This is a genomic window from Streptomyces sp. NBC_01298 (genome assembly GCF_035978755.1).
Taxonomy (GTDB): Bacteria; Actinomycetota; Actinomycetes; order Streptomycetales; family Streptomycetaceae; genus Streptomyces.
The window spans coordinates 7,414,408-7,427,133 of record NZ_CP108414.1; the positions used below are offsets into that span (position 1 = coordinate 7,414,408).

General features: G+C 71.5%; 11 protein-coding genes and 1 riboswitch. Of the genes, 7 read left to right on the forward strand and 4 right to left on the reverse strand.

From position 1 onward, the window contains the following. Window positions 1-254 precede the first annotated feature (254 nt). From OG730_RS33765 to OG730_RS33775, 3 genes are all read right to left on the reverse strand, one after another. Window positions 255-905, reverse strand: coding sequence for a DUF5995 family protein (locus OG730_RS33765; protein ID WP_327307781.1), 651 nt, complete (start codon window positions 903-905; stop codon window positions 255-257). Between the two features lie 76 nt (window positions 906-981). After that, on the reverse strand, window positions 982-2,394 hold the full coding sequence (locus OG730_RS33770; RefSeq protein ID WP_327307782.1) for a uracil-xanthine permease family protein: 1,413 nt from the start codon (window positions 2,392-2,394) through the stop codon (window positions 982-984). Between the two features lie 81 nt (window positions 2,395-2,475). After that, entirely contained in the window at window positions 2,476-3,693 is a 1,218-nt protein-coding gene (locus OG730_RS33775) for an MFS transporter (protein ID WP_327307783.1), read from the reverse strand. 54 nt (window positions 3,694-3,747) lie between these two features. On the opposite strand from OG730_RS33775, the gene OG730_RS33780 reads away from it, so the two are divergent. Then, a complete protein-coding gene (locus OG730_RS33780; protein ID WP_327307784.1) occupies window positions 3,748-4,926 on the forward strand; it encodes an ROK family transcriptional regulator in 1,179 nt (392 codons plus the stop codon). 147 nt (window positions 4,927-5,073) lie between these two features. Here OG730_RS33780 and OG730_RS33785 read toward each other — a convergent pair whose 3' ends face one another. Continuing rightward, window positions 5,074-7,467 (reverse strand): chitinase C-terminal domain-containing protein, encoded by a 2,394-nt coding sequence (locus OG730_RS33785; RefSeq protein ID WP_327307785.1) that lies wholly within the window; start codon window positions 7,465-7,467, stop codon window positions 5,074-5,076. Between the two features lie 339 nt (window positions 7,468-7,806). Beyond that, window positions 7,807-7,937: riboswitch (FMN riboswitch) on the forward strand. A gap of 150 nt (window positions 7,938-8,087) precedes the next feature. Between OG730_RS33785 and ribD the strand changes: the two genes are divergently transcribed. From ribD to OG730_RS33815, 6 genes are read left to right on the forward strand one after another with little or no spacing between them, the layout of a single operon-like run. Next, window positions 8,088-9,254 (forward strand): bifunctional diaminohydroxyphosphoribosylaminopyrimidine deaminase/5-amino-6-(5-phosphoribosylamino)uracil reductase RibD, encoded by a 1,167-nt coding sequence (ribD, locus tag OG730_RS33790; protein WP_442815107.1) that lies wholly within the window; start codon window positions 8,088-8,090, stop codon window positions 9,252-9,254. Next, window positions 9,255-9,893 carry a riboflavin synthase gene (locus OG730_RS33795; protein ID WP_327307786.1) on the forward strand — a complete coding sequence of 213 codons (639 nt, stop codon included), beginning with the start codon at window positions 9,255-9,257 and terminating at the stop codon, window positions 9,891-9,893. It begins immediately after the preceding gene. Window positions 9,894-9,898: 5 nt separating this feature from the next. Continuing rightward, window positions 9,899-10,546 (forward strand): nicotinamide mononucleotide transporter family protein, encoded by a 648-nt coding sequence (locus OG730_RS33800; protein WP_442815227.1) that lies wholly within the window; start codon window positions 9,899-9,901, stop codon window positions 10,544-10,546. Continuing rightward, on the forward strand, window positions 10,543-11,850 hold the full coding sequence (locus OG730_RS33805) for a bifunctional 3,4-dihydroxy-2-butanone-4-phosphate synthase/GTP cyclohydrolase II (RefSeq protein WP_327307788.1): 1,308 nt from the start codon (window positions 10,543-10,545) through the stop codon (window positions 11,848-11,850). Before OG730_RS33800 ends, OG730_RS33805 begins: the two co-directional genes overlap by 4 nt. Before the next feature lie 56 nt (window positions 11,851-11,906). Next, window positions 11,907-12,395 carry a 6,7-dimethyl-8-ribityllumazine synthase gene (gene ribH / locus OG730_RS33810; RefSeq protein ID WP_327307789.1) on the forward strand — a complete coding sequence of 163 codons (489 nt, stop codon included), beginning with the start codon at window positions 11,907-11,909 and terminating at the stop codon, window positions 12,393-12,395. A gap of 32 nt (window positions 12,396-12,427) precedes the next feature. Further along, on the forward strand, window positions 12,428-12,706 hold the full coding sequence (locus OG730_RS33815) for a phosphoribosyl-ATP diphosphatase (protein ID WP_327251701.1): 279 nt from the start codon (window positions 12,428-12,430) through the stop codon (window positions 12,704-12,706). Window positions 12,707-12,726: the final 20 nt, after the last annotated feature.

A 12,726-nucleotide genomic window follows, 5' to 3' on the forward strand; every position in this document is an offset into this window, starting at 1 on the left:
TCGCGGCGCTGAGCCGGACTCCGTCCGGCGGTGGCCGGTCGGGGCTGCCGCCACCGCCGTCCCGGCGCGGGCCCGGTGGGCGGGTGCGGCTGGTTCGGCCCTGCGGGGCGGAGTCCCCTACCCGCCCTTCGCCCGTTCTCCGGGCCGCGCCCGAACCCTTCCAGCCGGACGCCGGCCAAAATCCAGCCCTCCGGCGTTCGAGGAGCGGGGGTGCGGGGGCTGGCCCCCGGAACAGCCCCGCAGGGTTGCCGGTTTCACCCCGTAGGCGTCAGCAGGCAGCGGCCCACCAGGCCGACGCCCGCGTCGAGGGACTCGGTGAACTCCTCCGCCAGGTCGGGGGAGCGGCGCAGGGACCAGAGCAGGCGGGCCGAGGCCCAGGCCCCCGCTCGGGCCCGCTCCAGGCTCCAGGCGCCGAGGAGGTGCGTCAGGGGGTCCGCGATCTCCAGCAGGTCCGGGCCCGGCATCAGGTCCTCCCGGATGTGCTCCTCCAAGGAGACCAGGGTGTCGCCGACCCGGTCGAAGTCCGCTTCGAGCGCCGCGGGCTCGCAGTCGAGCGAGCGGCAGGTGGCGACCACCGCCAGCGCCAGGTCGTGGCCGATGTGCGCGTTGATCCCGGCCAGCGCGTGCTGGAGCGGCCGGATCCCGGGGTGACGGCGGTACTGGAGGAGCGGCCGCCAGCACGCCGGGGCCCGCTCGGCCTCCACCGCCGTCAGGTAGCGCTCGGCGAAGCGGACGCTGAGGGCTTCCGCCCGGCGGGGCGAGGGGAAGGCGCCGTGCGCGATCCCCTCGTGCAGGGTCTGCGTCACCGTGAGGTACACCCGGTTGAAGACGGCGACGCCGTCCCGCTCGGGGAGCCGCTCGTCCAGGGCGCGCATCCGCGCCAGCACCGCTTCCATGGGGACCATGGGACGCAGCGTCGCAGCCGCGGGCCGGGATCAGGGGAACTTGGCCGTACGCTTCGCCGGTTCGGGCGAAACTCCGTCAACCCCGCTTGTCGCCGGGCTCTCCGGAGGAACCCTCCTCGGTGTCGTCGTACGCCGACGTGCCCGCGTCCAGCAGCGGTTCCTGCCGCTTCAGGTGCGGCGGGGCGAAGTACCGCAGCGCGTGGTAGCCCGTGATCACGACGATCGTGCCGAGCGCGATCCCGCCCAGCTCGAAGCTGTCGGTGATGTTCAGCTTGACCCCGCCGACGCCGATGATGATGCCCGCCGCGGCCGGCACCAGGTTCAGCGGATTGCGCAGGTCCACCCGGCCGTTGATCCAGATCTGCGCGCCGAGCAGGCCGATCATGCCGTACAGGATCACGGTGATCCCGCCCAGCACCCCGCCGGGGATCGCGGCGACGACCGCGCCGAACTTGGGGCACAGGCCGAAGAGGAGGGCGAAGCCGGCCGCGGCCCAGTAGGCCGCCGTGGAGTACACGCGGGTGGCCGCCATGACGCCGATGTTCTCGGAGTACGTGGTGTTCGGCGGGCCGCCCACCGCCGTGGAGAGCATCGAGGCGGCGCCGTCGGCCGCGATGGCCGTGCCGAGCTTGTCGTCGAGCGAGTCGCCGGTCATCTCGCCGACGGCCTTGATGTGTCCGGCGTTCTCCGCGATCAGCGCGATGACCACCGGCAGCGCGATCAGGATCGCCGACCACTCGAAGGCCGGCGCGTGGAAGGTCGGCAGCCCGACCCAGTCGGCCCTGGCGACCCCCGAGAGGTCGAGCCTCCAGTGGTCCACCGCCTCGGGACCGCCCACCGTCGAGTGGATCTTCCCGAAGACGAGGTCGAAGATCCAGGAGATGCCGTACCCGAAGACCAGGCCGAGGAAGATCGCGATCCGCGACCAGAAGCCCCGCAGGCAGACCACGGCCAGTCCGGTGAAGGCCATCGTCAGCAGGGCCGTCCACTGGTCCTGGGGCCAGTACGTGGACGCCGTCACGGGCGCCAGGTTGAAGCCGATCAGCATCACGACCGCGCCCGTCACCACCGGCGGCATCGCCGCGTGGATGATCCGGGCCCCGAACCGCTGGACCGCCAGCCCCGCCAGGAACAGCGCCGCGCCGACCACGAAGACCGCGCCCGTGACGACCGCGCTGTCCCCGCCGCTCGCCCGGATCGCCGCCGCGACCCCGACGAAGGAGAGCGAGCAGCCCAGGTACGAGGGGACCCGGCCGCGGGTCGCCAGCAGGAAGATGACGGTGGCGACACCGGACATCATGATGGCGAGGTTCGGGTCCAGCCCCATCAGGACCGGCGCCACGAAGCTGGCTCCGAACATCGCCACGACGTGCTGGGCCCCCAGCCCGGCGGTCCGCGGCCACGACAGCCGCTCGTCCGGCCGCACCACCGCGCCGGGGGCGGGGGTCCGCCCGTCTCCGTGCAGGGTCCAGCGCACGCCGAGGCCCATGTTCCACCGCTTTTCGTTCGTACCGCGTCGTTCGTCGGAAGCGTGGTCACGCTACGAGTCCGTAGGTGACCAGGCGACATATTACGGCCGGATAGGCGCGGGTTCGTCCCGGTTGATGATCGGGACCTCCGCCGCCACCGGCCGCTGCCGCAGTACGGTCGCCCCCAGGATCAGGGCGAACGACAGCAGCGTGACCAGCCCGAACGACACCACGAGCGAGGTCGCGTCGGCCACCGCGCCGATCGCCGAGGGGGCGATCAGCCCCGAGGTGTACGTGATCGTCGCGACACCGGCGATGGCCTGCGCCGGGGCCGGCCCGCTGCGCGCGGCCGCCGCGAAGGCGAGCGGGACCACCACGGCGATGCCGAGCCCGATCAGCCCGAAGCCGGTCAGGGCCGCGGCCGGATGGCGGACCGTGACCACGAGCAGCCCGCCCGCGGTGGCCAGCGCGCCGCCCGCGCGGACCGTGCGTACGGCCCCGAAGCGGTCCACGACCTTGTCCCCGACCAGCCGGGCCAGCGCCATCGTCAGCGCGAAGGCGGTGGTCGAGGCGGCGGCGAGACCGGCGTCCGTGTGCAGCACGTCCCGCAGGTACACCGCGGACCAGTCCAGGCTCGCGCCCTCCGCGAAGACCGCGCAGAAACCGATCGCGCCGATGAACAGCGCGGACTTGGGCGGCAGCGCGAAGTGCGGCGGCGCTTCCTCCCCGCCGGTGTCGGTGCGCAGGTCCAGGACGCCCCGTACGGCGATCAGCCCGAACAGCGTCAGGGCGAGCGCGGCGACCAGGTGGTGCAGGCGGGCATCGGCGCCGGCGTGCGCGGCGACCGTGCCGGCGGCCGAGCCGATCAGGGCGCCCACGCTCCACATGCCGTGCAGCGAGGACATGATCGAGCGCTTCAGCCGGTTCTCGGTCTCCACGCCCAGCGCGTTCATCGCCACGTCCGACATGCCGGCGGTGGCCCCGTAGACGAAGAGCACGAAGCAGAGCGTCCACAGGTTCGGGGCGAGGCTCGGGAGGATGAGGGCGAGCGTCCACAGGCTCAGCAGCATCCGCAGGGCGGTGCGCGCGCCGAAGCGGTGGTTGATGCGGCCGGCCAGCGGCATCGTGAAGGCCGCGCCGAGCGCGGGGAAGGCGAGGGCCAGGCCCAGGGTGCCGGCGCTGAGCTGCGCGTGGTCCTGGATCCAGGGGATGCGGGTCGCGAAGGAGCCGGTGACCGCGCCGTGAGCGCAGAAGACGCCGGCGATGGCGAAGCGGGCATGGCGCAGTCGCGCCGGGCTGAGGTCGGTTTCCCCGGTCATGACACGTAAACTATCAGGGACCCTGCCTGATAGTTAGCCCCCGGAACTCCTAGGATGGGCGACGTGACTCCTGCCAAGGCCCTGACCGCCCTCACCCGCGCCGCGTCCCACGCCCCGTCCCCCGCGTCGCCGAGCACGGCCCGGGCCATCAACGACCGGCTCGCCCTCGAACTCCTCCAGGAGGAAGGACCCCTGACGGCGCCCCAGCTGAAGGAGCTGACCGGCCTGTCCCGCCCCTCCGTAGCCGACCTGGTGGAACGCCTCACCGGAGCCGGACTGATCGAGGTCGTCGGGGAGTCCGGCGAACAGCGGCGCGGACCCAACGCCAAGCTCTACGGGATCGTCGCGCGGCGGGCCCACCTCGCCGCGCTCGACGTGCGGACGGACAGCGCCACGGCGGTCGTCGCCGACCTCCTCGGCCGGCCGCTGGCGCAGGCGGCCCTGCCGGTGGACGCCGTGGACGAAGCGGTGGACCGGCTGGAGGACCTCGTCCGCGAGGCGGGCGCCGACCGGCTCCACACGGTGGTGATCGGAGCGCCGGGGCTGGTGGCCCCGGGCACCGGAGAGCTCCGCGACACCGCCGGCCTGCCCGCCTGGCACCGGGACCTGGTGGCGGCGGTGCAGCGGCGGCTGCCGGCGGTGGTCGTGGTGGAGAACGAGACCAATCTGGCGGCCCTGGCCGAACAGCGCGTCGGAGCCGCCCGGGACCTGGACTCCTTCGTGCTGCTCTGGCTCGGCGAAGGGGTCGGCGCCGCCGTGGTCCTGGACGGGCGGCTGCGCCGGGGCGCCTCCGGCGGAGCGGGGGAGATCGGCTTCCTGCCGGTGCCCGGGACGGGCGGCCTCCCGTCGGCCTCGAACTGCGACGGCGGCTTCCACCAGCTGGCCGGGCGGGCCGGGGTGACGGCCCTCGCCGCCGCCCACGGCTACGACGGGCCGGTCGAGGAGGCCGTCGCGGGCGCGGCCGGACCGGAGTTCCTCGACGCCCTGGCCGAGCGGCTGGCGCTGGGGGCGGCGGCCGTCGCCGCGATCCTGGACCCCGGCTGCGTCGTGCTCGGCGGGGAACTCGGCCGCGCGGGCGGACCCGCCCTGGCGGCCCGGGTCGCCCGCCGCCTCACCGCCCTGAGCCCGGTCCCGACCGAGGTCCGGGCCGGCGCGCTCGGCGATACGGCGGTGCTCACGGGCGCGCGGCTCGCGGCCCGCGAATCGGCGCAGTCCGTCCTCTTCACGGCCTGACCCCTGCGCCCCGGGGCCATCGCCGCGTACGAACCCGGCAAGACCGCCGACCGGTCCGGGAAACGCGAGGACCCGGTGGCCGCCGGGCCACCGGGTCCTCACGTTCCTTCACCTGCGCGGTCACCTATGCGGTCACCGCGCGGGGAGTCAGCAGGCGCCCTGGTCCTTCCAGACGCCCCACTCGCCCGTGGTGCCGGGCGTCTCGTTCTGCGTCCACCACTGGGCCTTCCAGTTGTGGCCCTGGTGCGAGACGACGCTGCCGCTGTTGTAGACCGTGCCCGCCACGTACGCGGGGTTGGTGCACGTGCCGCCCGGAGGAGTCGTGGGCGGGGTGGTCGGCGGCGTGGTCGGGGGAGTGGTCGGCGGAGTCGTCGGCGGGGTGGTGGGCGGCGTGGTCGGCGGGGTGGTGGGCGGCGTGGTGCTGCCCGGCTGGACCACCGTGGTGCCGCGCGCCAGGTCACCGGCGAGGGCGTACGTCGTGCCGGAGATGTTCACGGTCCAGTTGGAGGGCGTGGACACCGGCAGGTAGTAGTTGAAGGCCAGGTCGACCGAGGCGCCCGGGGCGAGCGTCTGCCACGCCGGGAGCTTCAGCGAGACCCGGTGGAAGTCGCCCTTCAGACCGCCGGCGTTGCCGCCGGTGTGGTCGCTCTTGATCACCTTGGTGCCGAAGCCCGACTGGTCGGAGGCGTTGGCCGGAGCCGCCGTCGAGTAGTCGAACTGGAACTCCGTGCCGCCCGGAAGCGTCGCGTTCGTGTTGTTGGTGATCTTGAGCTTCGGGGTGATCGGGTAGTTGGAGTCGCCGAGCTTGAACTCGTTGAACTCCGTCTTGATGTCCACGGCCTGCGTCGGCAGGGCGGTGTTGGACTTCTTGGCGCCGTACGGGGAGGCCGCCTTGAACTTGTCGTACATCACGGAGGTCAGCGTGTCGCCGATCTCGTACTGGCCCTTGGCGGCGTTCCAGCCGTAGTCGCCGGCCATCTCCCAGACCATGGTGCCGCCGATGCCGCGGTTGACCACGTAGTCGGCCTTGGCCGCCACCGACTGCTCGTCCTCCGTGGAGAGGAAGACCTTCTTCTGCGCGTTCCACAGCCACGGGGCGACCAGGTTCGCGTCGTACTTGCGGACGTAGGTGCCGGTCAGCGTGGTGTTCGCGGGGAAGCCGTACTTGGTGACGTAGTCGCCGACGATGCCCTTTTCGAGGTTCTTGGCGTGCCACATCGGGTTGGAACCGGCCGGGGACTCGACCCCGTTGGTGTCCTTGTCGTGCCACAGGTTGTCGATGCCGACCGCGCCGTCACCGCACTTGGTCAGACCCGCGCCGGCCGGGCAGGTGGTCGCCGCCGCCTTGCCCCACAGGCCGTCGGTGCCGCCCTGGACGTTCTTGAAGCCGCGGGTGTAGTAGGGCAGGCCGATGTTGATGCGGCCGGCCGGCATGGAGCCGCGGAAGTAGTGGTAGGCCCAGTCGGTGTTGAGGTAGCCGATGCCGCCGTACTGGGAGCTGCCGTAGACGTTGGCGGCCGCCAGCTCGGCGTCCTTGCCGTCGTCGAAGAGCGAGGCGTTGGGGCCGACGTACTCGTTCCAGGCGCCGTGCAGGTCGTAGGACATGATGTTGACGTAGTCCAGATACTTCTGCATCTGGAAGGTCTCCATGCCCCGCAGCAGGTAGCCGGAGGAGGGGGCGGCGACGGTCAGCAGGTAGTGCTTGCCGTCGGCGGCGCCGGCCCGGTCGAGCTTCTCGCGCAGGGACTTCATCAGGGCGTCGTAGCCCTGGACCAGCCCGGCCCGGCGGGCGTTGGACAGCTGCCAGTCGAGCGGGTTGCCCGCGTCCTTCATCGTGGTCGGGTACTCGTAGTCGATGTCGACGCCGTTGAACCCGTACTTGCGGATGAACTCGACCGAGGAGTCCGCGAAGGTGTTGATGCCGGCCTGGTTGACCGAGCCGTCGGCGTTGGTCGCCATCGAGTAGAAGCCGCCCGACGCGACGCGGTTGCCGTCGTCGCCGAAGTAGCCGCCGGTCTCCGCCCAGCCGCCGACCGAGATCAGCGTCTTGACGTTCGGGTTCTGCTTCTTGAATTTGTTCAGAAGGTTGAAATTGCCCTTGTAAGGGAGGGTGGGGTCCATCTCGGCACCCGCGACGCCCGGCCAGGTCATCCCGGTGGCGGAGTTGTTCGCGTTGTCCGCGCCGACCGAGATCTTGTTGCTGCCGTCGACGTGGGCGAAGGCGTAGTTCAGGTGGGTGACCTTGGACCACGGGATGTTGCTGGGCAGGTAGGCGGGGGTGCCGTCCTTGCCCGTGCGCCAGCCCGTGAAGTAGCCGATGACGCGGCGCTGGTGGTCGGCGCCCATCTTCTCGCGGCCCTCGGTGTCGTAGACCGAGCAGTACGGGACGTCCACGCCCGCGGTCTTGTACAGACCGTCGGGGCGACAGGACTCGTTGTCGGCGGCGTGCGAGACGCCCGCCGAGAGCCCGGCTACCAGCAGACCGGCGATTGCGGCGCCGGACGTCAGGAGCATGGCCCGCGTCTTGGTGGGGGACAGCATTGTGCCTCCTGGGGAGGGGAGGATGGCAGGACACAACAGGCTGAAACGTGGTGCGTGTTGGCCCGTGACGTGCGCACATCTGACGGGCTGTCTCCCGGGGAAGATGAAGGGAACGTTAAGAGGACTAGACCAACCCGTCAATAGGTCTGGACCAAAGTGCGCGATCCGGCAAGACCCGGAGCGGGTTCCGTCAAGGGGATCTCGCGCGCATGTGCGGGGGAGGGATCGGCCGAACGGCGCAATCCGTGCCAGGGAGTGGCCGCATGTGTGACCCAGGCCACATTGACTCACCCGCATGGCCGCCGATCACCCGTGGCACACTGGCTTCAGTACCAGTAGCAGCGCACTCCGGGGTCGGTGTAATTCCGAACCGGCGGTTATAGTCCGCGACCCGTCCGCAGCCAGCGGCCGGTTGACCAGGTGAAATTCCTGGACCGACGGTTAAAGTCCGGATGGGAGGCAGTGCGCGGCGGGCCAGTCACCGGTACGCCGCCGTCGGCGGTCCATCGGCACATCCCTCGGGACGTGCCGTCGAACGGATCGTTTTCCGGCCTCGGCGTCCCCGCGTGTGCTACCCGCTTCATCTGTCGTATCCCGACAGGCCCCGGAGTCCGTGCCCGATGAGGCAGGAGGACCCGGTGGCGAACCACGCCGCGCACGCAGCACCCGACGCGGGCACCCGCGCCATGCGCCGAGCCATCGAGCTCGCCGCCCGCGGACTCGGCTCCACCAGCCCCAACCCCGTCGTCGGCTGCGTCATCACCGATGCCTCGGGCGCCGTCGTCGGCGAAGGCTGGCACGAGCGGGCCGGCGGCCCGCACGCCGAGATCCACGCCCTGAACGCGGCAGGCCCGGCGGCCCGTGGCGGCACCGCCTACGTCACCCTCGAACCCTGCGACCACACCGGCCGTACGGGGCCCTGCGCACAGGCCCTGATCGCCGCCGGGATCACCCGCGTGGTCTACGCGGTCTCCGACCCGAACCCGCAGGCCAGCGGCGGCGGAGCCACCCTGCGCGCCGCCGGGATCGACACGGCGGCCGGGCTGCTCGCCGAGGAGGCCGAAGCGGGCAACGCCGCCTGGCTGACCTCCGTACGCCTGGGCCGCCCGTACATCCTGTGGAAGTACGCCGCGACCCTCGACGGCCGCATCGCGGCCGCCGACGGCACCAGCCAGTGGATCAGCTCCCCCGAGTCCCGCGCCGACGTCCACCGGCTGCGCGCCGAGTCCGACGCCGTCGTCGTGGGCTCCGGCACCCTGCGCGCCGACGACCCGCACCTCGCGGTACGGGGGATCGACGGCTTCACCGCCGCCGACCAGCCCCTGCGCGTGGTCCTGGACACCCATGCCACCATCCGGCCCACCGCCCGGGTCCTGGACGAGGCCGCGCCCACCCTGATCGCCGTCGCCGAGGATGCCGACACCCGCCACCTCGCCGGAGTGGAGCTGGCCCGGCTCCCGTACGACAAGTACGGGATCTCCGTGGACGCCCTGCTGCGCGAGCTGTACGGGCGCGGCATCCGCTCCGTCCTCCTCGAGGGCGGGCCCACCCTGGCCGGCGCCTTCGTCGCCGCCGGGGCCGTCGACAAGGTCGTCGGCTACCTCGCCCCCGTACTCCTCGGCGCGGGCCCGCTCGCCCTCGCCGACGCCGGCATCGGCACCCTCGCCGACGCGCTCCGGCTCCGGATCACCGAAACCGTCCGCGTCGGCACGGACATCCGCGTCACCGCCGTCCCCGCGTCGGCCCCGTCCGCCCCCACCGTCCTCACAGCCCTCAAGGAGCACTGAGTGTTCACCGGAATCGTCGAAGAACTGGGCGAGGTCGTCGCCGTCGAGGAGCTCGCCGAAGCCTCCCGCTTCCGCCTGCGCGGCCCGGTCGTCACCGAGGACGCCAAGCACGGGGACTCCATCGCCGTGAACGGCGTCTGCCTGACGGTCGTGGAGACCGGTGACGGCGAGTTCACCGCCGACGTCATGCAGGAGACCCTGAACCGCTCCAGCCTCGGCGCCCTCACCCACGGCTCCCGGGTCAACCTGGAGCGCCCGATGGCGCTCGGCGGACGGCTCGGCGGCCACCTGGTGCAGGGGCACGTGGACGGAACCGGCGAGATCCTCGACCGGACCCCCTCCGAGCACTGGGAGATCGTCAAGGTCGCCCTCCCGGAGAACCTCTCCCGCTACGTGGTCGAGAAGGGCTCCATCACGGTCGACGGCGTGAGCCTCACCGTGGTCGAGGCCGCCGCCGACTGGTTCACCATCAGCCTCATCCCCACCACCCTCGCGCTGACCACCCTGGGCATCAAGAAGCCCGGCGACCCGGTCAACCTCGAGGTCGACGTCCTGGCCAAGTACGTGGAGCGACTGCTCGCCGCCGGCGTCACCCCTCTGGCCTCAGACGTGCCGCACCGGACGGGGGAGTCGCAGTGAGCGCCCTGACCTGGATCAACAGCGATGCCTTCGTGGCCTTCGGCAAGGGCATCAAGTGGAGCGACATGGTCGGCAACACGATGGGCCTGATCGCCCTCGCGCTCGGCTGGCGCCGTTCCATATGGACCTGGCCCGCCCAGCTGTTGTCCGGCGCCATCCTCTTCACCACGTTCGCCTTCGGCGGTATGAGCGGCATGGCCGGCAAGCAGGCCGTGGTGATCATCGTGGCCGTGTGGGGCTGGGCCATGTGGAACCGCGGTCGCCAGAAGGCTCAGGACGGCACGCTCGCCGTTCGGTTCGCCACCTGGCGTGAGCGCGGCTTCCTCCTCGGCGCCGCGGCCCTCGGCACCCTGGCCGTCGGCGGCCTGTTCACCGTGTTTCCGAATCTCTCCTGGGCCCCGTGGCCCGACGCGTACATCTTCGTCGGCACCCTCGTGGCCATGTACGCCCAGGCCAAGGGCATGGTCGAGTTCTGGTTTGCCTGGCTCCTGGTGGACGTCGTGGGCGTCCCCCTTGCCTTCTCCACCGGCTATGCCTTCTCCGGCCTCGTCTACGTCGTGTACTTCGCCCTCGTCGTCTGGGGCGCCTACGACTGGTACCAGCGCTCGCGCACCACCACCACCGCCCCGGCTCTGGAAGGAGCAACGGCATGACCCCCTCGAACCCGAACCCCGTCCTGAAGCCCGTGCCCGACGTCGAGCTGGAGACGTTCCGGCTCGACCCCGTCGAGCAGGCCATCCGCGACATCGCGGCCGGCCGTCCGGTGGTCGTCGTCGACGACGAGGACCGCGAGAACGAGGGCGACCTCGTCATCGCGGCCGAGAAGGCCACCCCCGAGATCATCGCGTTCATGATGAGCGAGTGCCGCGGCCTGATCTGCGCCCCGCTGGAGGGCGACGAGCTGGAGCGGCTCGAACTCCCGCAGATGGTCCAGCACAACACCGAGTCGATGCAGACCGCCTTCACCGTCTCCGTCGACGCGAGCGGCGCCCACGGCGTCACCACCGGCATCTCGGCCGCCGACCGCGCCACCACCCTGCGGCTGCTGGCCGACGGGGTCTCGGGTCCGGGCGACTTCGTGCGCCCCGGGCACGTGTTCCCGCTGCGCGCCAAGCCCGGCGGCGTACTCGTCCGCAACGGCCACACCGAGGCCGCCGTCGACCTCGCCCGCCTCGCGGGCCTGCGCCCGGCCGGGGCCATCGTGGAGATCGCCGGCGAGGACGGGGTGATGCTGCGGCTGCCCGAGCTGATCCCCTTCGCCCGCAAGCACGGCCTGACGATCATCTCCATCGAGGACCTGATCGCCTACCGCCGCTCCGCCGAGCCGACCGTGCGCCGCGAGGCCAAGGTCAGCCTGCCGACCTCCTTCGGCCACTTCACGGCGTACGGGTTCCGCTCCACCGTCGACGGCGTCGAGCACGTCGCCCTCGTCCACGGCGAGATCGGCGACGGCGAGGACGTCCTGGTCCGCATGCACTCCGAGTGCCTGACCGGGGACATCTTCCAGTCGCAGCGCTGCGACTGCGGCCCCCAGCTGCACACCGCCATGGAGCGGGTCCAGGCGGCCGGCCGCGGTGTGATCGTGTACCTGCGCGGCCACGAGGGCCGGGGCATCGGCCTGCTGTCCAAGCTGCGCGCGTACGAGCTCCAGGAGCGCGGCCGCGACACCCTCGACGCCAACCTGGAGCTGGGCCTGCCGGCCGACGCCCGCGACTACGGCGCCGGCGCGCAGATGCTCGCCGACCTCGGCGTCCACAGCGTCCGGCTGCTGACCAACAACCCCGAGAAGTCGGCGGCCCTCATCAGCCACGGCATCAAGGTTTCCGACCGGGAGCCGATGCCCATGGAGGCGGGCGAGCACAACCTGCGCTACCTGCGCACCAAGCGGGACCGGATGGGGCACGACCTGCCCTGGCTGGACGGGGCCGTGACCACGTCGGCCTGCGGCAACCAGTAACAGCAACACCCCCGAATTCTCAGAACACCACACGAATCGCAACGAGGAGCAGAGCTGTGAGCGGCAAGGGCGCACCCGAACTGAGCGTGAAGAACTGCGGAGACCTGCGCGTCGCCGTGATCGCGGCCCAGTGGCACGAGAAGGTCATGGACGGCCTGGTGGACGGCGCCCTGCGGGCCCTGCACGAGCTGGGGATCGACGAGCCCACCGTGCTGCGCGTCCCGGGCAGCTTCGAGCTCCCGGTCGTGGCGAAGGTACTGGCCGGTCGCGGTTACGATGCCATCGTCGCCCTCGGCGTGGTCATCCGCGGCGGCACCCCGCACTTCGACTACGTCTGCCAGGGCGTCACCCAGGGCCTGGTACAGGTGTCGATCGACACCGGAGTCCCCGTCGGCTTCGGCGTACTGACCTGCGACAACGACGAGCAGGCGCTGGACCGCGCCGGACTCGAGGGGTCGAACGAGGACAAGGGACACGAAGCGGTCACCGCCGCCGTCTCCACCGCCATGACCCTGCGGACCGTCAGCGAACCCTGGCGCCAGTAGGCGACCGCGGACCCCGTATTCTGAGGACCATCATGGCGAACAAAACCCCCAAGAGCTTCGAAGAGCTCTTCACCGAGCTCCAGCTCAAGGCCAACGGTGACCCGAGCACCTCCCGTACCGCAGAGCTGGTCGGCAAGGGTGTCCATGCCATCGGCAAGAAGGTCGTCGAGGAGGCCGCCGAAGTCTGGATGGCCGCCGAGTACGAGGGCAAGGAAGCCGCCGCCGAGGAGATCTCCCAGCTGCTCTACCACGTCCAGGTGATGATGGTGGCGCGCGGGATCTCCCTCGAAGACGTCTACGCGCACCTCTAGGCCGCACCAGTTCTCAGGCC